This window comes from Chloroflexaceae bacterium, assembly GCA_025057155.1.
Classification (GTDB): Bacteria; Chloroflexota; Chloroflexia; order Chloroflexales; family Chloroflexaceae; genus JACAEO01.
Map to the genome: position 1 here is coordinate 23,866 of JANWYD010000008.1, position 26,050 is coordinate 49,915.

At 66.1% G+C, this 26,050-nt stretch carries 20 protein-coding genes; 5 read left to right on the forward strand and 15 right to left on the reverse strand.

The annotated features are described in order from the left end of the window. Position 1 precedes the first annotated feature (1 nt). The 3 genes from NZU74_08465 to NZU74_08475 form a co-directional block, all read right to left on the reverse strand. Complete coding sequence (locus NZU74_08465; protein ID MCS6881353.1) at positions 2–946, reverse strand: ABC transporter permease; 945 nt, start codon at positions 944–946, stop codon at positions 2–4. Between the two features lie 141 nt (positions 947–1,087). Beyond that, positions 1,088–2,164 (reverse strand): ABC transporter permease, encoded by a 1,077-nt coding sequence (locus NZU74_08470; GenBank protein MCS6881354.1) that lies wholly within the window; start codon positions 2,162–2,164, stop codon positions 1,088–1,090. A 242-nt stretch (positions 2,165–2,406) separates the two neighbouring features. Further along, positions 2,407–4,197, reverse strand: coding sequence for an ABC transporter substrate-binding protein (locus tag NZU74_08475; GenBank protein MCS6881355.1), 1,791 nt, complete (start codon positions 4,195–4,197; stop codon positions 2,407–2,409). A 743-nt stretch (positions 4,198–4,940) separates the two neighbouring features. Between NZU74_08475 and fabZ the strand changes: the two genes are divergently transcribed. Both fabZ and proS read left to right on the forward strand, forming a co-directional pair. Then, entirely contained in the window at positions 4,941–5,369 is a 429-nt protein-coding gene (gene fabZ, locus NZU74_08480) for a 3-hydroxyacyl-ACP dehydratase FabZ (GenBank protein ID MCS6881356.1), read from the forward strand. 136 nt (positions 5,370–5,505) lie between these two features. Next, complete coding sequence (gene proS, locus NZU74_08485; GenBank protein ID MCS6881357.1) at positions 5,506–7,200, forward strand: proline--tRNA ligase; 1,695 nt, start codon at positions 5,506–5,508, stop codon at positions 7,198–7,200. A 27-nt stretch (positions 7,201–7,227) separates the two neighbouring features. Here the strand turns inward: proS and NZU74_08490 are convergent, their stop codons facing one another. From NZU74_08490 to NZU74_08525, 8 genes are all read right to left on the reverse strand, one after another. Continuing rightward, the gene (locus NZU74_08490) at positions 7,228–7,941 is read right to left on the reverse strand and encodes a DUF4013 domain-containing protein (protein ID MCS6881358.1); all 714 of its coding nucleotides are present in this window, start codon (positions 7,939–7,941) and stop codon (positions 7,228–7,230) included. Then, positions 7,938–9,128, reverse strand: coding sequence for a CinA family nicotinamide mononucleotide deamidase-related protein (locus NZU74_08495; GenBank protein ID MCS6881359.1), 1,191 nt, complete (start codon positions 9,126–9,128; stop codon positions 7,938–7,940). The genes NZU74_08490 and NZU74_08495 overlap by 4 nt, the downstream gene beginning before the upstream one ends. Before the next feature lie 274 nt (positions 9,129–9,402). Continuing rightward, entirely contained in the window at positions 9,403–9,843 is a 441-nt protein-coding gene (locus NZU74_08500; protein MCS6881360.1) for a hypothetical protein, read from the reverse strand. 78 nt (positions 9,844–9,921) lie between these two features. Next, a complete protein-coding gene (gene thrS / locus NZU74_08505; GenBank protein ID MCS6881361.1) occupies positions 9,922–11,715 on the reverse strand; it encodes a threonine--tRNA ligase in 1,794 nt (597 codons plus the stop codon). A 97-nt stretch (positions 11,716–11,812) separates the two neighbouring features. Further along, entirely contained in the window at positions 11,813–12,409 is a 597-nt protein-coding gene (locus NZU74_08510; protein ID MCS6881362.1) for a hypothetical protein, read from the reverse strand. 1,140 nt (positions 12,410–13,549) lie between these two features. Then, positions 13,550–14,311, reverse strand: a complete 762-nt coding sequence (locus NZU74_08515) for a class I SAM-dependent methyltransferase (GenBank protein ID MCS6881363.1) — start codon at positions 14,309–14,311, stop codon at positions 13,550–13,552. Between the two features lie 33 nt (positions 14,312–14,344). After that, positions 14,345–14,827, reverse strand: coding sequence for a hypothetical protein (locus tag NZU74_08520; protein MCS6881364.1), 483 nt, complete (start codon positions 14,825–14,827; stop codon positions 14,345–14,347). 156 nt (positions 14,828–14,983) lie between these two features. Further along, on the reverse strand, positions 14,984–18,163 hold the full coding sequence (locus NZU74_08525; GenBank protein MCS6881365.1) for a DUF5110 domain-containing protein: 3,180 nt from the start codon (positions 18,161–18,163) through the stop codon (positions 14,984–14,986). Between the two features lie 363 nt (positions 18,164–18,526). Here NZU74_08525 and NZU74_08530 point away from each other — a divergent pair, with 363 nt between their 5' ends. Next, positions 18,527–19,879, forward strand: coding sequence for a metallophosphoesterase (locus NZU74_08530; GenBank protein MCS6881366.1), 1,353 nt, complete (start codon positions 18,527–18,529; stop codon positions 19,877–19,879). 230 nt (positions 19,880–20,109) lie between these two features. Continuing rightward, positions 20,110–21,054 carry an aldo/keto reductase family protein gene (locus NZU74_08535; protein MCS6881367.1) on the forward strand — a complete coding sequence of 315 codons (945 nt, stop codon included), beginning with the start codon at positions 20,110–20,112 and terminating at the stop codon, positions 21,052–21,054. Between the two features lie 26 nt (positions 21,055–21,080). Here NZU74_08535 and NZU74_08540 read toward each other — a convergent pair whose 3' ends face one another. Further along, positions 21,081–22,232, reverse strand: coding sequence for a M20/M25/M40 family metallo-hydrolase (locus NZU74_08540; protein MCS6881368.1), 1,152 nt, complete (start codon positions 22,230–22,232; stop codon positions 21,081–21,083). Between the two features lie 321 nt (positions 22,233–22,553). Between NZU74_08540 and asnS the strand changes: the two genes are divergently transcribed. Beyond that, positions 22,554–23,876 (forward strand): asparagine--tRNA ligase, encoded by a 1,323-nt coding sequence (gene asnS, locus NZU74_08545; GenBank protein ID MCS6881369.1) that lies wholly within the window; start codon positions 22,554–22,556, stop codon positions 23,874–23,876. Between the two features lie 242 nt (positions 23,877–24,118). On the opposite strand, the gene NZU74_08550 is transcribed toward asnS, so the two are convergent. From NZU74_08550 to NZU74_08560, 3 genes are all read right to left on the reverse strand, one after another. Further along, entirely contained in the window at positions 24,119–24,559 is a 441-nt protein-coding gene (locus NZU74_08550) for a hypothetical protein (protein ID MCS6881370.1), read from the reverse strand. Positions 24,560–24,722: 163 nt separating this feature from the next. Then, on the reverse strand, positions 24,723–25,013 hold the full coding sequence (gene gatC, locus NZU74_08555; protein ID MCS6881371.1) for an Asp-tRNA(Asn)/Glu-tRNA(Gln) amidotransferase subunit GatC: 291 nt from the start codon (positions 25,011–25,013) through the stop codon (positions 24,723–24,725). Between the two features lie 112 nt (positions 25,014–25,125). Next, complete coding sequence (locus NZU74_08560) at positions 25,126–25,992, reverse strand: UbiA family prenyltransferase (protein ID MCS6881372.1); 867 nt, start codon at positions 25,990–25,992, stop codon at positions 25,126–25,128. Positions 25,993–26,050: the final 58 nt, after the last annotated feature.

Here is a 26,050-nt window from a genome sequence, read left to right on the forward strand (position 1 = left end):
CTCACACCTTCAACCGCGGGTCAAGGGCGTCGCGGAGGCCGTCGCCGAGGAGGTTGAAGCCCAGGACGGTGAGCATGATCGCCAGGCCGGGGAAGAAGACCAGGTGCGGGGCGGTGAAGACCTGGTTGCGCTCGGCGCTGAGCATGGAGCCCCACTCGGGGGTGGGGGGCTGCGCGCCCAGGCCGAGGAAGGAGAGCGCCGCGACCTCGATGATCGCCGTGCCGATGCCCAGGGTGGCCTGCACGATCAGCGGCGAGATGGCGTTGGGCAGAATGTGCCCGAAGAGGATGGCCAGCGGCCCCAGGCCGATGGTACGGGCCGCCAGCACGTACTCCTCTTCGCGCGCCGAGAGCACGCTGGCGCGGATCACCCGCGCGTAGGCGGGGATGGAGACGATGGCGATGCCCAGCATGGCGTTGAGCAGGCCGGGACCGAGCACGCTCACGATGGCGATGGCCAGCAGCAAGAAGGGAAAGGCCAGCACCACGTCGAGGACGCGCATGATCACATTGTCTACCCAGCCGCCGACGAAGCCCGCCACGGCCCCCAGGAGCACGCCGACGGCCACCGAGATTGACACGGTGACGAAGCCGATGAACAGCGACAGCCGCGCGCCGTAGATCACGCGGCTGAAGAGGTCGCGGAAGTTCCCGTCCACCCCCATGATGTGCTGGGGCTGGTCGGGCGGGCAGCCGAAGAGGTGGATGCACGGCCCGGAGCGTTTCTGAATGCCCTCTTGCTTGCCCAGCAGGACCTCGGTGGGGTCAAAGGGGGCGATCCAGGGGGCGAAGATGGCGGTGAAGACGAGCACGCCAATGATGGCCATGCCGATGATCGCCGAACGCTGGCGGATGAACTGGCGCCATGCTCGGCGCCAGGGACCTTCGGCGGGGCGCATGGGGGTGACCAGGGTCACCGCTGTGGTGGTGGTTGACGTGCTGCTCATAGGCTGTGGTGCGGTCAGGGGCGCAAGGGGTTGCGCCCCTGACCCCGGGACTGTAATAAGGATCATTTCCGGGAGGGCGCAGCCCTCCCGGACCCTCCCCTGGGCAAGGGATAGGAGGGCTGCGCTCCTGCGAAACCTCTGCTAGTATCTGATCCGCGGATCGAGAAACCCATAGGACAGATCCACCAGCAAATTGATCATCACATAGCTGAACGCAATCGCCAGGGTAAAGCCCTGAATAATCGGGTAATCGCGGGTGGAGATGGCATCGTAGAGGATGCGGCCCACCCCGGCGAGGTTGAAGATCGTCTCGGTCAGCACGGCGCCGCTGAAGATCGTGCCCAGTTGCAGGCCGATGATCGTCACCACCGGCAGGAGAGCATTGCGCAGGGCGTGGCGGATGGTGACCACCACGTCGGCCAGGCCCTTGGCGCGGGCAGTGCGCACGTAGTCGCGGCCGAGGACCTCGAGCATCGAGGAGCGGGTCATGCGGGCGATGATGGCCATGGGGATGGTGCCGAGGGCCATGGCCGGCAGGATCAGGTGGCGCAGGGCGTCGCGGAAGACCTCCCACTGGAAGGTGATCAGGCTGTTGAAGAGGTACATGTTGGCGAGGAACTGCAACACCTGCCCGAAGCCCGATTTGAGATCAACCTCCCACCCCCAGACGACGTAGAAGGGCACGCTGGTGACGCCAGCGGTCAGGCGTCCCGAGGGCGGCAACTGGAAGGGGGTGTCCTTGAGCAGCAGGGCGAAGATGTAGGCCAGCATCAGCCCCAGCCAGAACACGGGCATGGAGACGCCGATGTTGGAGATGACCATGGTCGCCACGTCAATCGCCGAGTTGCGGCGCAGCGCGGCGATGATGCCCAGCGGCACCCCCACGATGCAGGCCAGCAGCAGGGCGAAGAAGCCCAGCTCCAGGGTAACCGGCAGGCGCTCGGCGATCAACTGGGTGACGGGGCGGTTGAAGCGGATGGAGGTCCCCAGGTCGCCCTGCAACACGTCGCGGATGTAGATGCCGAACTGCACCGGGATGGGCTTGTCGAGGCCCTTCTCGGCATTGAAGCGGGCGCAGATGGCCTCGGTGGCCTTCTCGCCGAGCTGGGCGGTGCAGGGGTCGCCGGGGATCAGGCGCACCAGCACGAAGGTGACCAGCAGCACGCCGAAGAGCACGGGCACGGCCACGATCAGACGGCGAAGGGTGTAGCGGAGCATGGTCTTAATTTCGAGGTTAGCGCGTTTGTCGCAGCGTTTAACGCAAAGGCACAAGGAACTGGCGGCGCTGATTGCAACGCTTTGAGTCTTTGCGCCATTCGTGGCGTCCGGCCCCCTCCCCAACCCTCCCCCGCTGGGGGAGGGTGTCCGGCGCCTCGCTCCAACGGGGGGAGGCTGGGAGGGGGCCGTGCCCTCGCACCTGGCAAGAAGGGGCCCGGGGAAACATGGTTTCCCCAACCTCCTTACTCCGCCGGGGCGTTCAGGAAGCCGCCCCAGAGCGCCGAGAAGTAGGTGTAACTGCCGTCGCGGCCCTTGTGGAGCGGGTTGGCGGCGTCCCACTGCACGGCCCAGGACATGACGACGTCGTTGGCGTCGAGTTCGGAGCCGTCGTGGAACTTCACGCCCGAGCGGAGCTTGCATGTCCACACGGTCAGGTCGGCGTTGGGGGTGCATTCCTCGGCCAGGCCGGGCACCACCTCGGTGCCGCCGATCTCGTAGGAGAGCAGCGCCTCGGTCACCTGCTCGCAGACGCGCAGGGCCTCGCCGTCGGTCTCGTCGGCGCAGTAGATGCCGGCCGGCTCGGCGTTCTGCATCCAGACAAAGGTGTCACGCCCGCCGGGGTCCATCACGGCGAAGTACTCGTTGCCCAGAGGACTGGCATGAGCGCCCTTAACGTCAGCCTTGTAGGCCACGCCCGAGCCGCCGTGGGCGATGGGCACCATCGGCACATACTTCTTGATCAGGTTGTTGGCCTCGACGTAGAACGGCTCGCGCTCGGCGTCGTCGGCCCGCGAGGCGCCCTGCTTCAGCGCCTCGACCAGGTCGGGGAACTTGTCGCCGAACTGCTTCGAGGCCCCGGCGCCGAAGTGGAAGTCGAGGAAGTTGGTCATATCGGGGTAGTCGGCGCCCCAGCCCAGCAGGTGCAGGCCCTTCAACTCGCCGGCGTCGGCCTTGTCGAGGAAGGTGCCCGACTCAATCACGTTGATCGTCACCTTGATGCCGATCTCGGCAAGCTGGGCCTGGATGTCCTCGGCCACGCGCCCCGGCTCGGGCAGGTAGCCGCGCACCACGTCGCGGTACTCCAGCACGGTCTCGAAGCCGTTGGGGAAGCCGGCTTCGGCGAGCAGTTTCTTGGCCAACTCCGGGTCGTACTTGTACCACTCCTCGCCGACGCAGGCATTGGGGATGGCGCAGGGCGTGAAGTGGCTCGCCACCTCGGAGCCGGGCGGGTAGAAGTTGTCAACGATGCGCTGGCGGTCAATGCCCATGGCGATAGCCTGGCGCACCTTCTCGTTGTCGAACGGCGGGGAGGTATTGTTCATGCCGACGTAGAAGACGTTGAGGGCCTCGCGCTCGATCAGTTGCAGGTTCGGGTCGGCGGCGACCACCTCGAAGGCGTCGGGGGCGATGTTGTCAATGCCGTCCACAGTGCCCGACTGCAACTCCAGCAGGCGCTGGGCGGCCTCGGCGCTCCAGCGGAAGATCAGCGTCTCGGTCTTCGCCGGATCGCCCCAGTAGTCGTCGAAACGCTTGAGGGTGATATTATCGCCGCGGGTCCAGCTCTCGACCTGGTAGGGGCCGGTGCCGATGGGCCGCTCGATCAGCTCGCCGGTCCCGCCGGTGGACTCGAGGTACTCGCTGGGCAGGATGGAGAAGGGGGTAAAGGCGGCCTTGGCGCGGAAGGCCGGATCGGGCACGCAGAAGGTAAAGCGGACCGTCAGCGGGTCCACCGCGGCGATCTCCTTGAGCAGGCCGGTGTAATCGCCGCCGCACTCGACGGCAGCAACGGTCATCAGGCCGTTCTCGGTGGTGTAGACCGCCTGGCTCTCGGCGGCGGGTTCGGTGGGCGCGGCGGTCGCCGCGGGCGCGGTGGTGGCCGCGGGCGCGGCAGTGGGCGCCGCGGTGGGCGCGGGCGCAGTGGTGGGGGCCTGGGTGGCCGGGGCGCCGCCGCAGGCGGCGATCACCGGGACGAGCAGGGCCAGGAGCATGGCGACGACAAGCGCCCGTCGTCGCACAGGGGTGTCTGTTTGCATAGGAAGCACCTTCGTTTAGATTGCGGATTGTGGATTGCCGATTGAGGGCGGTGGCGATGGAACCCGGCCGGACGAGCCGGAGGTCGCGCCGCTGCCCCGACCGAATCAACTGAAACCGCAATGCAAGGCTCCGCCAGGGAACGGGGGACCGGCGATAGGCATCACCTCCTCGGATGCTCATGAGAATGCGGGAGCGATCACGAGCAGCGCGTGGAAGGCTCACTGGTCTGTAAAGTTAAGTTTCCCGGCCTTTCCGCCCCCCTCCCGGTCTCCCCCCGTTGGGGGAGGCGGTGGGCGCCCTCCCCCAGCGAGGGAGGGTTGGGGAGGGGGTTGGGGATTCAGGGAAAAACTTTGTTTACAGACTGCTCACCTTCCACGTGGGAATAATCGGCGGCGACGTCCAGGCGAGGCGGGGTCGCGCGCGGCGACTGTATAGCAGTGATGGGCGGGATTATAGCAGCAGAGATGCGTGAGCGTCAAAGGGGCGCAGCAGGATCACCGCAGAGGGCGCGGAGGAGGGGCCGTTTCAAGCCCTCCGCGCCCATCCGCGCTCTCTGTGGTAACCTGAACAAGCCGTTCTGACTGCCGGACGTCAGGTGGCGCGGGGCGAGCGGGTTGCCCGGCGTTTTTATGGTACCCTATGGCCTGATGCGATTTTTGGATTTTGGATTGCTGTCTACAGTGTCCCGATGCCGCTTCCAATCCAAAATCCAAAATCCGAAATGGTACGAGAGGACTACCCGATGCTATCCACCCAGGAGATCATGGCGATCATCCCGCATCGCTATCCCTTCTTGCTGATTGACCGCGTTCTGGAGCTTGAGCCGGGGGCGCGGGCGGTGGCCGAGAAGCTGGTCAGCGCCAATGAGCCGCACTTCGCCGGCCACTTCCCCGGCAACCCGATCATGCCCGGGGTGCTGATTGTCGAGGCCCTGGCCCAGACGGGGGCCGTCGCCGCCATGAGCCTGCCCGAGCACCGGGGGAAGCTGGCGGTCTTCGCCGGGATTGACGAGTGCCGCTTCCGGCGGGTAGTGCGCCCCGGGGATGTGCTGCGGCTGGAAGTCAGCGTCGAGAAGTTCCGGCGCGGGGTGGGCAAGGCCCGGGGCCGCGCCATGGTCGAGGGAGACGTGGCCTGCGAGGCCGGGCTGCTGTTTGCAATCACCGAGGGGTGAGAGAACGTTTCCGGGAGGGCTGCGCCCTCCCGGACCCTCCCGCGCGGGGAGCATGTGTCATCTACAGCGCTGACAACGACACTGCCATCCCCGGACCCTCCCGCGCGGGGAGCATGTTCATATCAGGAGACCCACTATGCGCCTTTCCTCACTGCTCGGTCGCACGCTCCGCGAGCCTCCAGCGGAAGCCGAACAGATCGGCCACCAGTTGGCGCTGCGCGCCGGACTGGCGCGGGCGCTGGCCCCCGGCAGCTTCGCCCTGCTGCCCCTCGGCCTGGCTGCCACGCGGCGCATTGAAGCGCTGATGCGCGAAGAACTAACGCGCCTAGGCGGCCAGGAGGCGCGCCTCCCGCTGGTACTGCCGGTCGCATTCTGGGAACGGACCGGACACGACGCCGTCTATGGCCCGCTGATGCTCAGGCTGCGCGATCGCGCCGAGCGGCCCCTGGCGCTCGCCCCGACCCACGAGGCGGCGCTCGTCGAACTGGCCCGGCGCGAGATCGGCTCCTACCGCCAGTTGCCGGCACTGGTCTACGCCATCCAGCCGGTCTACCGCGACGAGGCGCGCGTCCGGGGCGGCCTGCTGGGCCTGCGCGAGTTCACCCTTCTGACAGCCTGCTCCTTCGATGCCGATCCCGCCGGCCTTGATGCGGCCTTCACACGTGTCGGGGCGGCCTTTGAGCGCGTCTTTGCCCGCTGCGGGGTGCGCTGCGTCGCCGTCGAGGCCGCTGGCAGCGCGCCGGACGAGGGCGAGGCCCGGGCGTATATGGCCCTCTCGCCGTTCGGCGACGACACGCTCGCGGTGTGCAGGGCCTGCGGCTACGGGGCTGCCATCGAGGTCGCCGCATGCGCGCGGACAACGCCGCCGCCACCCGCTGAGGCGCCGCCGCTGGAGGAGGTAGCCACGCCCGGGGCGTCCACCATCGCCGGCCTGGCGGCCTTCCTGGGCATCAGCGAGGCGGCGACGGCCAAGGCGGTGTTCTTCGACACCCCCGAGCGGGGCCTGCTCTTCGTGGTCATTCGCGGCGATCTGGAGGTGAACGAGGCCCGCCTGCGGGCCGCCGCCGGGGTGAGCGAACTGCGCCCTGCCGAACCCGAGCACATCGCCGCTACCGGCACGACCCCCGGCTATGCCTCGCCGGTGGGCCTGAAGGGGGTCTTCGTCGTCGCCGACCGTTCGGTGGTCGAGGCCGGGCCGCTGGTGGCCGGGGCCAACCGCCCGGGCTACCATCTGCGTAACGTGGTCCACGGGCGCGACTGGCATGCCACCCTGGTGGCCGACATCGCCGCGGTGCGGGCAGGCGACCCCTGCGCCCGCTGCGGCGCGCCCCTGCGGCTGGAGCAGGGCGTGGAGATCGGCCACATTCGCAAGGTGGGCACGGGGTACAGCCAGGTCCTGGGGGCGACCTGCCTCGATGAGCGGGGCTTAGCGCGCCCGCTGGCGCTGGGAGCGTATGTAATCGGCGTCGAGCGGCTGCTGCAAATGGTGATCGAACAGCACCACGACGAGCGCGGCATCATCTGGCCGGCCGCTGTGGCCCCCGCCGATGTGCACATCATCGCCCTGGGCAAAGGGGAGGCCCCGCGGGTCGAGGCGGCGCGGCTGTACGACGAACTGGCCGCGGCGGGGCTGCGCCCGCTGCTCGACGACCGCGACGAGAGCGCCGGGGTCAAGTTCAACGACGCCGACCTGATCGGCCTGCCGCTGCGCCTGGTGGTGGGCGAAAAGCTCCTCGCCACGGGCGAGGTCGAATTGAAGCCCCGGCGCGGCGAGGCGGCGCGGGTGGCGCGGGCGGAGGCGGTGGAGGCGATCCGCGGGGCGCTGGCGTAGGGCCGAAGGATTGGCTGCGCCAATCCTTCACTCGGCGGCCACATACAGTTGCACCACGATCAGATGGGCATAAACGAGGGCCGCCATGGTCAACCAGACCCCCAGGGCGAAAACGAGGGCCTGGCCGGGGAAGCGCATGGAGGCCAGGCCCCAGGTAAGACCGGCGATGAGCGTGGCCGGCAGGTAGGCCGGCAGAGAGGCCAGGCGCGCCCGCAGGAAGCGACCCCGCTGCGGGGGCGTCAGGGCTTCGCGCAGAGTGGCCAGGTCGAGCGCCTCTTCGATGCGCCCCTCGCGGGCGAAGCGCAGCCGGCCCACCGGCGCCGCCCCGGCGACGAACATCAGCAACACGACCAGGGCGGTCAGCAGCGCGATGGCGGTCAGCAGCCAGGGCAGGATCGGGGCGACCGGCGGGCCGGCGACGAGGAAGGCCAGGCTCACGCCGACCATCAGCATGCCGCCGATGAGCAGAGGCAGGACGAAGAAGGCAAAGTCGATCAGCAGGGCAAAGAGACCGGTGAGGACGCGCAGGAAGGGGTCGCTCCAGGGCGGCAGGGGCGTAGGGTAGCCGCGACGGCTGTTGTCGAGACTCTCCATCACGAAGCCTGCAGCCAGGGGCAGGCCCAGACCGGTGGCGGCGGCGGCCCCGTAGCCGAGGCACTTCAGCCACCACCGCCGGTCCCGATGCACCACGGCCAGGGCCGCACCGAGGCGAATGCCGGACGCCGCGGGCGCTGGCCTCAAGCCGCGTCTCCCAACAGGTAGCGCCGGGTGAGGTCGAGGGCCAGGGTGGCGACGAACTCCCAGCCCTCGGGCTGGCGGAGGTCGTAGCGGCGGGTCACCTCGCGGCTGCCTTCGGGGGTGACCAGGGCGACGCAGACGGGCGTGAGGCCGCTCGGATCGGGGGTGGAAGCGGCCTGCGCCCCCAGGGCCAGGGTCGCGCCCTGGCGCGCGGCAGCCTCACGGGCGCCGACGAGGGCCAGGGCGGCAGCGGCGGACTCATCGGCGGGCTGATCCAGCGGATGGACGATCAGGCCGCGCAGGCGCTGCAAGGCGTTGGGAACACGGGCCAGGGCGCGGTAGATCGGCGCCTCGGCGGCGCCCTCGAACAGCGCGAGGGTGAGATTGCGCTCGCGCAGGAGGCGCACTACCGTCTCCGCCAGCGGCTCGTCGCCGGTGAGGTGGGGACCCAGGCGCTCGCGAATGGTCGCCTCGGCCCGGGCGATAAGCGCCTCGGCCTCGGCGCGGCTGGAGGCGCGGGCGCCGATGCGCAGTTCGTAACGCGCCTGTTTGGCGGAGATGCCCAGGGTGGGGTTGGCCTGCTGCATCAGGTCGGCCAGGAGTTCGCCGATCACGCTTTCGCCGAGGCCAGCAGCGTGGAGCGTTTTGACCAGGATCACATCGGTGACGCCGCGCTCCTCGCGCAGATAGGGCAACACGGCGTGTTCAAACAGGTAGCGCAGTTCGTAAGGCACGCCGGGAAGCACGATCACCGTGCCACGGGCGTCTTCAACGATGAAGGCGGGCGCGGTGCCGCGGGGATTGGGGATAGGACGGGCGCCGGCGGGCACATAGGCCTGGCGGCGATTGCTCTCGCTCATGGTGCGGCCCATGGCGCTGAAGCGGGCCTGGATCTGGTCGAGCAACTCCTGGCGAAACTCCAGCGGGCGGCCGAGGGCCAGGGCGACCGCCTCGCGGGTCACATCGTCGGGCGTGGGGCCAAGACCGCCAGAGCAGATCACCAGATCGGCGCGGCCAAGGGCCTCGCGGATGCACTGGGCGATACGATCGGCATTATCGCCCACCACCGTCTTGCGATAGAGATTGACGCCGGCAGCGGCCAGTTCACGGGCCAGGTAGGCGCTATTGGTGTCAATCGTGGCGCCAAGGAGCAACTCGGAGCCAATAGCGATGATCTCGGCATCCATCATTGAGAGCTTTCAGGATTAAGTACTCTGTGAACCAAGTTTTTTGGCAACTCCTCCCCCTTCCCAACCCTCGCCCGCTGGGGGAGGGGGTCCGGCTCCTCCCCCCGTTGGGGGGAGGTTGGGAGGTGGGCGGGGATGTAGCGATACAAACGATCAAGCAGATATTCGAATGCCAGGGGCATCCGTCAAGGAGGGCTATGCCCGCCCTGACCCTCCCGGCAGGCGGGAGCGTGGGCCACCCGGGGCTCCCCACCTTCCTCCAGACGACCGGGGCGGGCTAGAAAAGCGGCTCTTCAGGCTTCGGGGGGGGAGGCTGGAGCGCCTCGGACACCTGGCGGCGATATCGCTCCCAGAGCTCCTCCTCACGGCTCTGCGCGGCGCGGCGGCCCGCCTCAAGGGCCTGTTTGAAGCGCTCGGCAAGCGACCCGCGAGCGGCGGAGGCCTGGGCGGTGAGGCCGAGGCGCGTCTCCTCGCTGGCGCGCTGGTTGGCGACATAGACCGTCAGGGCGCCGGCAGTCGCGCCGAGCAGCATGCCGAAGACGAACCGTCCGGAGGCCGCCCTGCGCCGGCGTGCGGTTTCCTGCCGCAGCGCCTTGATGATCTCCAGAACGGCCTGACGTTCGGCAGCCAGGGCCTCGAGGGTGCTCTGGCGCTCGGCGCGAATGGTCTCGCTAAAGCGACGGGCGATATCGGCGAGCGTGTCGGACTCCAGTGCCATACCTGACGCTCCTGCAAGTGAACCGAAGTGAAAGCAGATTCTACCAGGCGCCCACCTTGATCGTTGCTCCGCAGCCGCTCAGGCGGCCCGAGTGCGAACCTCCTCCAGCGCGCGCTCAACGAATGCCGCCAGCGGCATTGCGCCCAGATCTTCGCCCGCGCGGGTGCGCACAGCCACAGACCCGGTCTCCTGTTCCCTGGCGCCGATTATAAGCATATACGGCACCTTCTGCAACTGCGCCCGGCGGATCTTGCCCTGCATGCGGTCGCGGCTGTCATCGAGTTCGACGCGCAGGCCCGCATCGGTCAGGCGCTGGCGCACCTGGGAGGCATACTCCATCTGCTTATCGGTAATGGGAATGATGCTGACCTGCACGGGAGCGAGCCAGAGGGGAAAAGCCCCGGCGAAATGCTCGATGAGCACGCCCAGGAAGCGTTCCATACTTCCCATAAGCGCACGGTGAACCATGTAGGGGCGATGGGGCTGGCCATCCTCGCCAATATACTCCAGATCGAAGCGTTCGGGCAGATTGAAGTCGAACTGGATGGTGCTCAACTGCCATTCGCGGCCCAGGGCGTCGTTGACCTTCAGGTCAATCTTGGGGCCATAGAAGGCGCCGCCACCCTCATCGCGCTTGTAGGGCAGCGCATGGGCCTCGATGGCCCGCTCAAGGGCAGCGGTGGCCCGCTCCCAGTCTTCGGGCCGCCCGACGTACTTCTCGGGGCGGGTCGAGAGGTAGGCGGTGAACTCGCTCAGGCCAAATGAACGCAGGATGTAGAGCGAAAAATCGAGGGCCCGGCCGATCTCCTCCTCTACCTGATCGGGCCGGCAGAAGATGTGCGCGTCGTCCTGGGTGAAGCCGCGCACACGGGTCAGGCCGTGGAGCACGCCGCTCTTCTCGAAGCGATAGACCGTGCCATACTCAGCGTAGCGCCGCGGCAAATCGCGGTACGAGCGCAAATGAGACTTATAGATCTGAATGTGAAAAGGACAATTCATCGGCTTAACGTAGTACGTGTCACCTTCAACATCCATCGGAGCATACATGTTCTCCTTGTAAAAATCGAGATGGCCGGACGTCTCCCAGAGGTGGGCGCGGCCCACGTGGGGCGAGAAGACCCACTCGTAGCCAGCGTTGAGATGGGCCTGCCGGCAGAAATCCTCGGCGATCACGCGGATCATGGCTCCTCTGGGATGCCAGAGGATCAGCCCGGGACCCACCTCGTCGGAGATGCTGAAGAGGTCAAGCTCCTTGCCCAGGCGGCGATGGTCACGCTTCCTGGCCTCTTCGAGGCGCCAGAGGTACTGTTCAAGCTCAGCGCGATTGTTCCAGGCGGTGCCGTAGATGCGTTGGAGCTGCGGATTCTTCTCATTGCCCCGCCAGTAGGCGCCGGCGACGCTCAACAGCTTGAAGGCCTCGGGGTCAATCTGGCCGGTATGCTCCAGATGGGGTCCACGGCAGAGATCCTCAAAGGTGTCCTGGCGGTAGGTTGAGATGATCGTACCGCCGGGGCGAGCGCCGTTGCCCTCGGAGCGCTCGCCATACTCATCGGCGCCCTGGATGAGACCCTCGATCAACTCGAGTTTGTAGGGCTGATCTTTAAACAGCTCACGGGCCTCTTCCGGGCTGACAACGCGGTAGATGAACGGATGGTTGCCGCTGATGATCCGGCGCATGCGCGCCTCGATCTCGACCAGATCCTCGGGCGTGAGGGCGCGGGGCAGATCGAAATCGTAGTAGAACCCGTTCTCAATCGGCGGGCCGATGGCGATTTTGCCCTCCGGGAACAACTCAAGCACGGCCTGGGCCATCACGTGGGCCAGGGAGTGGCGCAGGCGATAGTATGGATCGTCGTTGGGATTGACGGGCATGATGAGACTCCTTATTTCATCTGGCAGGGGCCGGGAAAACCAGGTTCTCCGGTTCTCCTCCGTTGCGCGGCGCGCATGGCCCGCGGGTGGGCGGCAATCAACTGGTAACCAGGATCAGGCGGCCCTCTTCGATACGCACTACGTCAATGCGCCGCCCCTGGGCAGTCAGTTCGGCATTGAGCCGTTCGGCCAGCAGACGCGCCAGTTCGTTGGCGGAGAGCACATAGGCGAGCGGCGGTTCCAGGCGCGCGCCGGTCACCACAAGGCGACCCTGTTCGGCGGCGAGGGAGACGCTGGCGACGCTGACTACCCCGTAGGCGCGAATAGCGGCGCTGGCGCGACCCTCGCTAAAGCTCAGGCGCGCCGCTTCGAGGGGCGCAAGGGCGTCCGGGCGGGCGGCGAGAAACTCATTGGCGCGTTCCTCGGTCAACACCACCTCACCAGGCGGCAGGGCGGCGATCGCGGTGGGCAGGAGACCGTCCACGCGCCCGCCGCCATCGGCGGCCATAGCCGTCGCCACGGGGAGAGGCGCGATCCGGTCGGCCACGGCGCGGCTTAGCATAGGGCGCAGCCCAAAGGCATATACCAGCAAGAGCAGGGCGGCGATAAACAGCAACGCCGCGCTGCCGCGCAGACATCCGCGGCGGGCGCCGGCAACGCGAGCAGCTTGTGGACGCCGATACGATGAGCGCATAGGGATGCCTCATGCGGCTTCGCCGCACAAAAAGAACGACACCTCCTGCGAGGGGGCAACGTTCACAAACCCGCCTACCGGTCGCGCCTGGCCGCCGGGACGCCGGCGAGGACGGCGCGTATCAACAAAAAACCCCTCTTCCCAATGGGACGAAGGGTTGCCTCGTGGTTCCACCCATCTTTAATGCCTTCCACGGCAGCGGAAGACATCCTCGTGGAGCGCTGTAACGGGCGCTTCCCGGATCCCCATACTGGCCATTCGACGTTGAGGGGACCGCTCCGAGGGGGTTTTCACCAGGCCGTGCAGAGGTGCGCTTCCAGTCGCGACGCACCCTCCCTGACTGCAGTCGCCGGGCTACTCGTCCTCATCACCGCGTTCCAAGCCAGCGTTGTGATGTGCCGCCTGAATGATACTACCGCGCTGATCGAACGTCAAGGCGTGAGAAGGTTTCTGTGAGAGGGCGGAGGGCGGAGCCCTCCCACACCCTGCCCTTCAGCAAGGCCGGGCGGCCGCGCCCTTCCAGGGGCAAGGGGGCCAGGGAGGCCAGGATTCCCCACCAGAGATCCGGCGGCCGCTGCTCAGTAGTCTGTGAACGAAGGTTTCCGCTAACCCCGCTCCTTCCCCAACCCTCCTCCCGTTGGGGGGAGGCTGGGAGGGGGGCAGACTGCGAGGAAACTCCGTTCACAGACCTCTCAGCCGGCTTTGTGGGAGAATTAACAAACATCTAATAGAGGATTAATCAGGTTCTAATCTGGATGGTTTATACTCCCATCGGCTTATGAGGGATGCACGATTTGCGGTGGTCGTCGCCCAGCACAGCCAATCCTCCACCAACTCACACCGCCTCCCTTTTCCCCCACGGCTGCTCGTTATGAGCAGCCGTTGCCGCTTTAGCGCATTGCTCGGAAAGGTTGACGCAAAGGCGCGAAGGCGCAACGAGTTCGTGGTGGCCATGCCGGCCTTTGCGCGGTTGCATCCCAGGGGTCACGAACGATTGGGAAGCCTCGGTTGAAGATGTGCGAGCAATGCCGCACAGGCTACGCGCTCAAAACGGAGAGACAGCACAGGATTATTTTGAGAGCTTCGCCCTTCCGCACGCTCCGGGTGAATGTGGGGTCATCTGGCTTCCGCACGTTGGCCTCAACGAGCCGGCGAGGCCACGACGATCAGGCGCGGGCTATTGCTGTCGTACTCGTTGAGATCGTAGGAGCCGTAGACTGCGCGCGTCATGAATCCCGTCCGGGCGAGGAGATGCTCGACCTCGAAGCGGTAGAGCCAGCGCAGGACGAAGCGCAGCGTGCGGCGGGTGACGCGGCCATCGGCGTCGGTTTCATCATAAAGCAGGGTCACGCGGCTGATTTGAGCAGCGATGTCGCTGTCAATGGCTACGAACTTCTGCACGTGCCGCCCGTCGAGCTCGTATTCGCGCTCAAGCACCAGGCGGTTATCCTCACGGAGGATCTCTGTGGGATTGGGGTTAAAAAGGTCAATGATCAGCATGCCATGACGCTGCAAGGCCCTCCGGACATTGGTCAGGCAGGCTAGCTGGTCGCGCACGGTTTCGAGGTGCATGAACGAATTGACTGCGATGAAGGCCAGGCTGAAGGCGCCGGCAGGCAGAGTGACATCGCGCACATCACCCTGAAGAAGCGTTATCCGGTCGTCCAGCCCGGCCTCTTGCACACGGGCGCGGGCGATGTCCAGCATTGCCGGCGAGCTGTCAACTCCCGTAATGGTGAAGCCCGCCTCGGCCAGAGGAAGCAGCAGGCGCCCGGTACCGCACATCAATTCGAGCAACGGACCATCGGCGCGGCGCGCCATCTCGCGGAGGAAGGGGAGATCCTCATGAAAATCGCGCAGATCGGCGTCGTAGTACCGGGCCAGCACGTCGTAGGCGTTCATGAGTTATGACCAATGGACGCTCTTCGTAGCGGCCTATGGCAGGGCGCCGGCCAGTACGAGGAAGAACAGGGTCAGCGCCCCCAGGATTACCAGACCGGCGATCCCCGCGGCGAAAATGCGCGGATCGATGATCGGCTCGAAACGGGGCGGTCTGGGAAGTTGTTCCTGCCCGCCGGGCAGGCGGGCGCGGGGGAGATTGGTGGAGGGGATCGTAGGGGGCCAGGGTGGCGCGGCGGGTTTCGGCGGGGCCGAGGGCTGGGGAGGCAGGGGCAGCGACGAAGGGAGACGAGACCGGCCCGAAGTGCCGGATCGTCCCGCGGCGCGCACCAGCGAACCGCCGATGCTCACTACGACGGCCAGAACGGTGAAGGCAATGATCAGCATCGGCACCGTGATTGTGATACCGGTGACCTGGGTGAGCCAGTTAGCGATCGGCGGCAAAAACCGGAAACCGAAGATCAGCAAAAAGAAGATAAGCCAGCCGACCCAGCCGCCCCCTCGTTCACTGCGCTGCATAGCCTTCCTCCACAGGACCGTCGCAACCGCCGGGATCGCAAACTACGTCCGGGTCAGGTACGGTGTGATTGTATTGTAGCACGTCGGATATATAGCAAGCAGGTTGCCCGTCGCAACCCGGAGGATTGCGCTACAGCCCGCTACGAAGCGCCCCGTTCAGGGAAGATGAGGGGTTACAACCGCCACCTCCGGCGCGGGCAGGCCATCGGGTCCGACGATGGCGACGTGCAGAAACCAGAACCAGGGTTCTTCGCCTGCGGGGCGATCGCTGGCGATGAGCAGCACGTTCGCGCCAGGACGCAGCGTGGCGGGAATGGTGCGCGACCAGCGGGGATTAACCTTGTTGACAGCGCAGGGCGTGAAGCTCTCGGTCATCAACTCGACGCCATTGAGCCAGACCCGCACGAGACGGGGCGACTGGTAGGCGACGCGCGCCTCAAGGGCGGTCGGAGCGCGGAGTTCAGCCACGGCGTAGCCAACCAGCGCAGCATCGCGGTTGGCACGGGCGTACTGGCTCAGGGGTACAGGGAACGGTTCGGTGAGACTCCGCATCTCATCAGGCGCTGAGGCGAGGGTGTGATGATCCCAGGGCAGTTCGCGGCGCGGCGCGCCAGCCAGGTCGAGCAGCGCATCAAGGCTCAGGGGCGAAATCGCCGGGGTGGCGAGGGTGCGCCAGGCGCTAACGGCAGGAAAGAGGGTCGCCGAGGTAAAGCTGTACGCGATGGCGTGGCCGCGCCAGTGGAGGCGCAGATCCAGCGACCAGCGGCAGGTGGCGGATGAGCCGTCCCAGGCGAAGGGAGCATACACAATGGTATCGGCGTAGAGATCGCCAGGGTCGCAGGGGATCTCGGCGACCCCCCCAGGGCCGTGGAGGCGCCAGTGGCCGGCAACCCGGACGGGCGCTCCGTCGCGGGGCGCAGCGACGACCAGTGCGCCAAGGGTTCGAGCGGCATCTTCGGGGGTAGTGTACTCAAAGACGCGGGCGAACGGCCCGCCGAGCCGCGCGAGGGCATGGCGGTGCGCGGCGGTGTCGCCGGCGAGAGCTGCGGCCAGCAACGTCTCGCTGGCGGCGTCGGGAAGCCGGAGCAGCCGCCGCGCGTCGGCCAGGCGCAGGGCGGCGTTGCGCTCGTCGCCAGCAAAGGTGAGCGGCGCGTCACCCTGGACGACGAGTGAGGTGGAGATGGTCCTGGGGCGGGCCGTGATGTCAACGATGATCGTCTGCGTGGCCGCATCGTAGCGCCAGCCGGCGTGCTCCCTTCCGTCGAGCCACACCCTGGTCGGCGGGCGGCAATGCTCAAACCGCACCGTGATTGCCCGCTCCGGCGGGAGAGCCGGACAATGGCCCTCAGCCGGGCCAATCGAAACCTCGACGGTCCGGCCACCATCGGCAGAGCGCGCCTCGACCGGGGTCCACTCATACTCATTCTGGCGATAGGCCTCGCCCTCGCCCGCATCTTCATACAGGCGCAGCATCCCGTGTTCTCCGGGGAAGATCGCCAGGATCAGCCGATCATGTGCCTGCTGGTGGCTGCGGGATGTTACGGGGGCCAGAGGCAGAATGCCGCCAGCGCGCACAAGTTGGGGAATGGCGTGAAGATCGCCCACCAGGCGCATCCAGGCCGGGCCGCGGAACCGTTCGCCGGAAGCGCGCTCGATCCATTCGCCCGGCGGAACCCAGACGTCGGCGGGGGCCAGGCCGGTTGAGGGGTCGGAGGGATGGACGATAGGGGCGACTATTATCTGGTCGCCGAGAGCGAACTGCTCGCGAGCGACATAGGCGGCCTCAGCGTCGGGCCATTCATAGTAGAGCGGACGGCAGGGCGCCAGGCCGGTGTCGGTGTGGATGCGCGCGAGAGTGTAGAGGTAAGGCAGCAGGGCGTAGCGCGCCTGAAAGGCCGCGCGGGCGGCGTCGCGCGCAGCGGGGGGAAAGGCCCAGGGGCGCCGTTCGGCGGCGAGGTCCTTCGTGGAGTGGAGGCGCAGAATGGGACTGAAGGCCCCGAACTGCACCCAGCGGGTGTAGAGTTCCGGTTCAGCGGCATCGAAGTGCCCGCCGATGTCGTGGCTCCACCAGCCATAGAGCACATTGGCGGCGCTGGCGGTAAAGTACGGCTGAAAGCGCAGGGCCTCCCAGGTGGCATAGGTATCGCCGGAAAAGCCGACCGGGTAGCGATGGTTGCCCAGGCCGCCCCAGCGTGACAGGATGATGGGCCGGCGATCCCTGCGGCGTCGCATGTCGCTGAAATGCAGATGGTTGAGCCAGGGCAAGGGGTCGAGTCCTGGAACTTCACACGCGCGCCCCTGTTGCCAGTCTATCCACCAGAAGTCCACGCCCTGATCTTCAAGGGGATGGTGCAGGAGGTGGAAGTAGTTGCGAGCGAAGCGCGCGTCGCCGATGCGAAAGGGCACTCCCTGGCCGGGTTCGACCTCCATGGCTGCGGCAAAGGCGGGATAGACGGCTTCGTGGGGCTGGACCCCGTCAGCGGGATGCAGATTGAGGGTTACGCGCAGCCCCTGCTCGTGGAGCCAGGCAAGGAAGGCGGACGGGTCGGCAAACAGGTCGGTATTCCAGGTGTAACCCGTCCACCCGTGGGGCGTGTGCCAGTCCATATCAATCACCAGCACATCGAGGGGGAAGTCGTGGGCGGCAAAAGCGGCCGCCAGGTCGCGAAGCTCCTGCTCGCTGTAGGCATAATAGCGTGACCACCAGGCCCCCAGCGCCCAGCGGGGGATGAGCGGCACAGCGCCGCCGAAGCGGGCATACTCGGCCAGAGCGCCCCGGAAGTCGTGACCATAGCCGAAGAAGTACCAGTCCTGGCGGGGCGGCTCCGGACGCGGTTGCACCCAGCCGGTCCGGGGATCGAAACGCACGGCGGCGCTATCATCGTGCAGCGCCCACCCAGAGCGGGAGAGCAACCCCGGCTCAATGGCCGCCTGCCCGTGACAGCCATCGAGGGTGCGCCGGGCGCCGCGGAGGTTGAGCGGGTCGGGCGTGCCGGGGGTCCAGCGGGCAATCCTGCCGGCGACGGGCAGTTCCAGGCTAAGGTTGTCGGAAGTATGCGGCCCGCGCATCCCGATACGCTGGAGGCGAAGGGCGCCGGTATCAATAGTCAGGGTCTCGCCAGACGCTCTGAGGTGGAAGGGAGGGACGGGGGCGCGGCGAGTGGGAAAGGCGTAGGTCGCGCGGTCGTCGAAGGCGCCGTCGGGCGCCCACTCGATGCGGATCAGGCGCGGAGTAAGGATGGTAAAGCGCGTCTCGCCGTGAACGACGCTGGCAGAGGGATCGGCGACCGGCTCCCCGTGCAGGCCCACACGGGCGAAAAACTCCTGGGCGGACACGGCAGCGAATACCTTTCTAGGCGCTCGCGGGCGCGAATGGTCCTTGCCCTTCCCACTCCTCCGCTTCACCGGCCGTGGAGCGAAAGGGCGCGCCGAGAACGGCGAGGCGCAGCAGAGTGAGGAACAATGCCCCTGCCGGCAGGGAGGTCGTTCCGGGTGCGGGTCGTTAAACCCGCCTGGTGATGCACGGCATGCTATGATACCGCGGAACGGGAGCCTGTGGGATCGCGGCGAGGAGGATCGGGTTCACATATCCACTGAATACAGTGGCACCGCAGAGGTTGCGGAGGGGCGCAAGGGGCTTCAAAAAGCGCATCCTCTGCGTGCTCCGCGGCAAATCCAATTACGCAAGGAGAACCGCTCATGGAGCGTCTGGTATACGTGGTCAGCGATCTGCACCTGGGGCCGGGCTGGCTGCCCAACGGCGAGCCTGACCCGCTGGAGGATTTTACGGCTGATGCTGATTTCGCCCGCTTTCTGGACACGATTGGCACGACCGGCAGGCCGGTGGAACTGGTGATCGCGGGCGATTTTCTGGAGTACTGCCAGACGCTGCCCGAAATCGGCCTGGCCTCGCCGGAAGACGACCTGGGCAGCACGGAGGAAGAGTCCATCCGTCGCACCGATGTAATCCTGGGGCGATCGCCGTGGATCGCCTCGGGGCACTCAGAAGTCTTCGCGGCCCTGCGGCGGTTCATGGTCGAGGGCAATTCGATCACGATCATCGCGGGAAACCACGACATTGATCTGTTATGGCCGGGGGTTTGGGCGCGCATATTCGAGGCGATCTACCCGCCCGGCGCAGCGGGCGATCTGCGCCGGGTGCGTTACGCCTACACCGTGGGCGAAGGCCCGCGCGGGCGCGTACATATCGAGCATGGGCACGAGCACGACCGAGCCAACCGTTTTGGGGAGCGCATGGAGCAGCCTTTCGGCATTGACCGCATGGGGGTGCGCCGGCTGAAGCGCTGCTGGGGCACGCTGTTTGTGGACAAGGTCTATAACCAGTTGGAGCGGCAACGCTGGTTCATTGACAATGTGAAACCCATCCTGCGCGTGGTGAAGCTGGGGTTGCGGCATGACCCGATCTTCACCGCCACGGCGCTGGGCCTGGTGGCGCGCTTCCTGCTCACCAGCGGTCTCCCGCCGCTGCTAGGGTGGAGCGAAGCGGAAGCAGGAGCAGCGCCGGAGGTCGAGGATATTGTGGCCGCCCTGGCCGATCCCGACTTGCGGGAGGTGCTCGAGAGGCGGATTGCTGAACCGGCGTTTCGCGAAGAGTTTGAGCGCAGCGTCCTGGGAGCGAGGAGCGGCGACCTGGCGCTGGCCCTGAGCGGCGCAGCGCCCCAACTGACCCTGGACGAGACGGAAATCGCCACCGGGGGCGAAGTGGTGCTTGGCGGCATAGGCGGCGACGCCTTTCGCAACGCGGCGCTCGCGGTGCTGGAGGAGGATCCGCGCGTGGGTGCGGTGGTGATGGGACATACGCACGTAGCGCTCAATGGTCTGACCGATCCGCTTATCCTGAGCGACGGGCGACAGGGGTACTACTTTAACAGCGGAACCTGGACATTACACCTCAAAGACGAGCAGCAACTGAGCTATACCTGGGCGGAGATCGCCGACGAGGCGAACTACACGGCGACCTACACCTACGTGCTCCTGGAACCTGACGGGCATGGCGGGTACCGCCCCCGGTTGGAGGAGTGGAAAGCGTAGGGGATTTTGGATTTTGGATTGGCCGAACAGGTCTCCTGGAACGGAATCGGCCTCTGGAGAAGCCGGTCTGGCCGTCGGGCGTTCCGGTTTGCGTATCGCTCCAATCAGGATGGTCCGGGAGGGCATAGCTTGCCGGGCTCTCATTATGTGCGGCGCAGCCGCAGGGGTTGTACCCTCCCTGGCAGATAGAGTGGCGCTATGGTTTCACGACAACAGGGGGAACAGCAATCATGAAGTACCGCAGGCTGGGCGATGCGGGGATGAAAGTCAGCGTTGTGGCGCTGGGAGGCTGGATCAACTTTGGAGAGGGCAAGGTTGCTCCGGAGGTGGCGCGGCGCGTGGTCGAGCGGGCCTACGAGCGGGGTATCAATTACTACGATCTGGCCGACATCTATGGCAAAGGCGAAGCCGAGGCGCAGATGGGCGCGATCCTGCGGCAATTCCCGCGTCACACGCTGGTGATCGCCACCAAGGTGTTCTGGCCCATGAGCGACGATGTGAACGACCGGGGTCTATCACGCAAGCACATCTTTGAGAGCATTGATAAGAGCCTGCGGCGGCTGGGCGCCGACTACGTGGATATCTACTTCTGCCACCGTCCTGATCCCGAGACCCCGATTGAGGAAACGGCACAGGCGATGCACGACCTGGTGCGGATGGGCAAGATCTTGTACTGGGGCACCTCGGAGTGGAGCGCAGCCGAGATCGTCGAAGCGCACGCGATCTGCGAGCGCTACGGGTGGGCGAAGCCGAAGGTGGAACAGCCCCAGTACTCCATGCTCTGGCGCGAACGGGTGGAGCGCGAGATCGCCCCGGTAACGCGCCCCCGGGGGATCGGCCTGGTGGTCTGGTCGCCCCTGGCCATGGGGATGCTGACGGGCAAGTATGACGAGGGGGTTCCGGAGGGTACGCGCTTCTGGCGCGAGGAGTGGGCGCGGGAGCGCTACCTGACCGCGGCGAACGCGGAGCGGGTGCGGCGGTTGAAGCCGATCGCCGATGGGTTAGGCGTCTCGCGGGCGCAACTGGCGCTGGCCTGGGCGCTGCGGGGGCCGGAGGTGAGCAGCGTGATCATCGGGGCCACGCGGCCCGAGCAGATCGACGACAACGCCGGCGCGGCAGAGATCACCCTGAGCGCGGAGGCGCTGGAAGCGATTGAGGAAGTTTTAGCGAGCTAGGGCACGTTACAGATGCGCAAAAACCATCAGCCGGAGGCGGCGAGGGTCAGGAGCAGCAGCGCCTGCATACCGCGACCGAGATTGGCCGGCTGAATATACTCATCGTGGCGGTGGGCGTTGCCGCCATCGGTCAACCCGATGCAGACCGAGGGGATGCCCTCGCTGAGGGGAATATTCGCGTCGGTGCTGCTCTGCTGGAAACTGACCGTCGCGCCAACGTACTGAAAGGCGGCCACGGCCGCCTGGACCAGCGGATGGTCGCGCTCAATCGCTCCGGAGGGACGGTTGCCAACCATCTGCACGCGCACCTGCACATCGGGATGATCGCCAGCAGCAGCGGCGATGAGACGATCCACCTGGGCGATGAGGTGGTCGAGGGCAGTGGCGCTGACCGAGCGCATATCGAGGAGCATGCTGGCCGACTCGGCGATCGAGTTGACCGACGTGCCGCCCTCGATGACCCCGATATTGTAGGTGGTGCGGGGCGAGCGCGGCACCTGGATGTCGGTAATGCGCGCGGCGAGCCGCACGAGGGTATGGATGGCGCTGGGGGTGCCATAGTTGCCCCAGGAATGACCGCCGGGGGCGCTCACCTCGATGCGATAGCGGCGCACGCCGATGGCCTGGTGGTGGAGGGTGCCGAAATCGCAGCCTTCGAGGACAATAACGGCGCCGATGCGATCCCTGAGGCGGTTGACGGCGGCCCTGATCCCCCGCAGATCGCCGAGACCCTCCTCACCGACATTGGCAACGAACCAGATATCACCGCCATTGGGCAGATCGTGGCGCTGCAGGGCCTGCGCGAGATGGATGAGACCGGCCACGCCGATGCTGTTGTCGCCGAGGCCGGGTCCGTAGACTCGATCGCCTTCGTAGCGCAGGCGCAGATCGGTTTCGCGGGGAAAGACCGTATCAAGGTGGGCCGAAATGAGCACAGCGGGGCGGGGCGCGCGGCCAGGACGGCGAGCATAGACATTGCCGATCGCATCGCTGGCGACATCGCTCAGGCCCAGGGCCCGCAGGCGATCCAGCACCAGCGCCGCGCGCTCACCCTCATCGAAGGTCGGCGCGGGCACCTGCTGCACGGCAATGGCAGTTTCGAGCACGGGCCGGTAATCGGCCAGTTCGGACAGGGCGCGCCGCACGGCTGGAACATCGCACCACCGCAGGATCTCCATAAGCACCTGGCAGACAAAGCACTTGCAGATTGCCGGTTATAGATCGCGCAATGGAACAGCGCATCCGGGCACGGTCGGCATCGCGCTGACGCCCGAACAGGTCGCCTGGAACCACGCTAAGACCAGGCTATAAGCAGCTTGATCTTCACCTCCACAACCCTGCACACTCTGTTGGCAACTCCGCGGAGGTAGTCAGGTCATTACCTGGATCCATGATTCACAAATTATCACCGATGAACGCGAGGCTGTCAATTTGCCAGGCTCTGGAACTCATGGCATACTGACGCAGAAAAGCGTGTAGATGCCATCGAGGAGCGTGCTATGTCTCTGCTGCCAACCGCTTCCGTTGCCGCCATCGGGGCCTTCGAGGGCGAACGGGTGACCCTGGCGGGCTGGGTGTACCACAAAACCGAGAAAGGCAAATTGATCTTTATCCAGTTGCGCGATGGCAGCGGAACCATGCAGTGCGTGGTGTTCAAACCCCAGGTGAGCGAGGCGGTATTCGCGCGGGCCCAGAGCCTGACGCAGGAGACATCACTGCGCATTATCGGGACGGTGCGGTCCGACGCCCGGGCCCCCGGCGGCTACGAACTCAACGTAGAGGATCTGGAGATCATCGGTCAGAGCGTGGACTACCCGATCACTCCGAAGGAGCACGGGGTCGAGTTTCTGATGGAGCACCGCCACCTCTGGGTGCGGTCGGCGAAGCAGCATGCCCTGCTGCGAGTGCGGGCCGAAGTGATCGCCGCGGCGCAGGAGTGGTTGAACGCCCAGGGGTTCGTGCGCTTCGACACCCCCATCCTGACCGCGACTGCCGCAGAGGGCACCACGAACCTCTTCGCCACCGAGTACTTCGACCTGGGCAAGGCCTATCTGGCGCAGACCGGCCAGCTCTATGTCGAGGCGGGGATGATGGCCTTCGGCAAGGTCTACTGTTTTGGGCCCACCTTCCGGGCGGAAAAGAGCAAGACCCGGCGCCATCTGACCGAGTTCTGGATGATCGAGCCAGAGGTGGCCTTCGCCACTCACGAAGACAACCTGGCGTTGCAGGAACAGTTCGTCAGCGCGATTGTCCAGCGGGTGCTGGAGCGCCGGGCCGAGGACCTGAAGGCGCTAGGGCGAGACACGGCGCCGCTGGAGCGCTGCGTCCCGCCCTTCCCGCGGATCACCTACGACGAGGCGCTGCGCATCATCGCCGACCACCAGGGAGAGGTGGAGGGGGCCGATCCGCTGCCGTGGGGGGAGGATTTCGGCGCGCCTCACGAGCAACTGATCGCCTCGCGCTTTGACCGGCCCGTTTTCGTCGAGCGCTTTCCGGCGGCGATCAAGGCTTTTTACATGCAACCCGACCCGGAGCGTCCCGAGGTGGCGCTGTGCGCGGATCTGCTTGCCCCCGAGGGCTACGGCGAGATCATCGGCGGCTCGCAGCGCATTCACGATCCGGAGTTGCTGGAACGGCGCATTCGCGCGTATGGGCTGAACGTCGAGGACTACCAGTGGTACCTCGACCTGCGACGCTACGGCACGGTACCGCACAGCGGCTTCGGCATGGGGATCGAACGCGCGGTGTGCTGGATCACCGGCACCCGGCACATCCGCGAGGCCATTCCCTTCCCGCGTATGCTCTACCGCATCTACCCTTAAGTAGTCTGTGAACTACGTTTCCCGGTATTTCGCTCGCCCGGTCACGCTGAGCGAAGGGCTCGGAGTGACAGAGAGAAGGAATTGAGCACCGCGCACTCGGCGCGCAGATGAGACGCGCCACAGCATTGCGTACATAGCTCAAACCTGGACTGCTTGCTTACAGGTCCGAATCACGACGCAAGGAGGTTGCGGTACGAATGCAACCTCCTTGCGTCGTTGCGCCTTCGCGTCAACGAAGGGTTTTAGCGCACAAAGGTACGGCGCACGTTGATGGCGAGGGAGCGGGCCATATCCAGGTAAACATTGTAGACGTTGGCGCGCCCGAAGATGAGGGGGGTGGCCACGGCCACCAGGATGAGGGCCGGAATCCAGAAGAAGACGCCAAAGAACTGTGTCAGCCAGGCGAAGATCAACCCGCCGCCGACCATCACGTTGAGCAGGGCCGTGCTGCCGCGCTGTCCGTAGCTATTGCCAAGGAGTTCGCGGAGATTGGCTATCAGGAGCAGGACGCCAGCGTAGGCGCTGAAGTGCATAACCAGGCTGGTGCTCAGAAAGCGCATGACCAGATAGATAACCACCAGCAAGACAACCGCTGCGGCGATGTAGAGATAGACGGGCTTGATGGGAACCCCGGCGATGCGGGTGTATCGGCCGCCGTTGTTTGATCCATTCCCGTTGTACATTGGCGATCCTTTCGTTGATGGTCGGCTGCAGTCGGCGCGAACCGTGTCGTGCTTTCCTGCTGCTTTGACGGGCCCGCTGGCGGCAATGTTGCGCGGGAGGCGGAAGATCACCAGAACAGACGGCGAAAATCCCCTTCCCTCAGCGCAACGGCGCCGAGGCGCCTCACTCATCGAACACGGCGCGCACGCGGAACATGCCATCGCGCTGATCGGGGGCGTTGGCCAGAGCCGCCTCGCGACTGAGCTCTTCGGTGACCTCGTCAGGCCGCAGCACGGTGACCAGTTCGGTCACCTGGGCCGTCGGCGGCACGCCGGAGACGTCAACTTCCTGCAACATGGCGATGTGATCAAGGATCGCCGAGAGTTGCGAACGCATGCGCTCAAGCTCTTCAGGATCGAGGCGCAGGCGGGCGAGGCGGGCAACATGGAGGACTTCCTGGTGTGACAGCGCCATGAGGAAATCTCCTTGTATGTGCAGGTTTAGAATGGCCGGCCAGGTTTTCAGACCGTTCCATCACCTTCTCCGCACATAATAGCAGAGGTTCGTCCGATCCGCACTGCCATCCTCACCCCGGCGGAAGCCCCAGCAGCATCAACGGGGCCAGACCGGCGATGCGCACTGCCTTTATGGCCGCGCAGGCCTGGCGGACGGCGCGGGGTTCGTAGCGCCGGATACGCGGCAGTATGTACAGGCTGACCGGCAGCGCCACGCAGACCAGCAGCGCCGCCGGGTAGAGCGGCGTAACACCGGCAAGCCAGGCAGGCGCTGTGGCGCAGAGCAGGGCCAGAACGATCAACCCGCGGAAGAGCCGCAACGCAGGCTCAACCCCGAAGTAGACCGCGGTGGTCATGATCCCGGCCCGCGCGTCGCCATCTACGTCGTCAACGGTGTACAACACCTCCTGAGCCAGAGAGTACAGGAAACTCATACCCGCCACCGCCCAGACCACGGTGGAGACGCCTCCCGCCGCCAGCCCGCCGAACACCAGGATCGAACTGTTGAGCAGGGCAACCGTGGCGTTGCCGATCAGCACGGTGCGTTTGAGCACCAGGGCGTAAGCCGTGGTCAGGGCCAGATTAAGGATTGCAATGGCTTGCAGCACAACGGGTGCGAAGAGGATCAGCACGGCGGTCAGGCCGGCCAGGAGGCGCGCAAGCGCCACGGCCTGGGAGCGAGAGATAGCGCCGGAGGGAATGGGGCGTTCGGGTTTGGTCAGGCGATCAATGTCTGCATCAGCATAGTCGTTGATAACGAACCCGAAGGCCACTACCACGGCTACGATCAGGGCGGCGAGAGCGGTGAGCGGCGTGAGGGTGAACCGGGGGCCGGCGCTCAGATAGGCCCCGAGAAAGGTGTAGGCAGCCGCCTGCGCGGCGACGTGGGGGCGAAGCACGTGCAGGAGCGCGGCCAGGCGAAGGGGAGAGCTGTACACGACCGTTGCACCCCTCTCACATACCGCGTCCGAGCTTCGTTGCCGCGTCGGCTGAAGC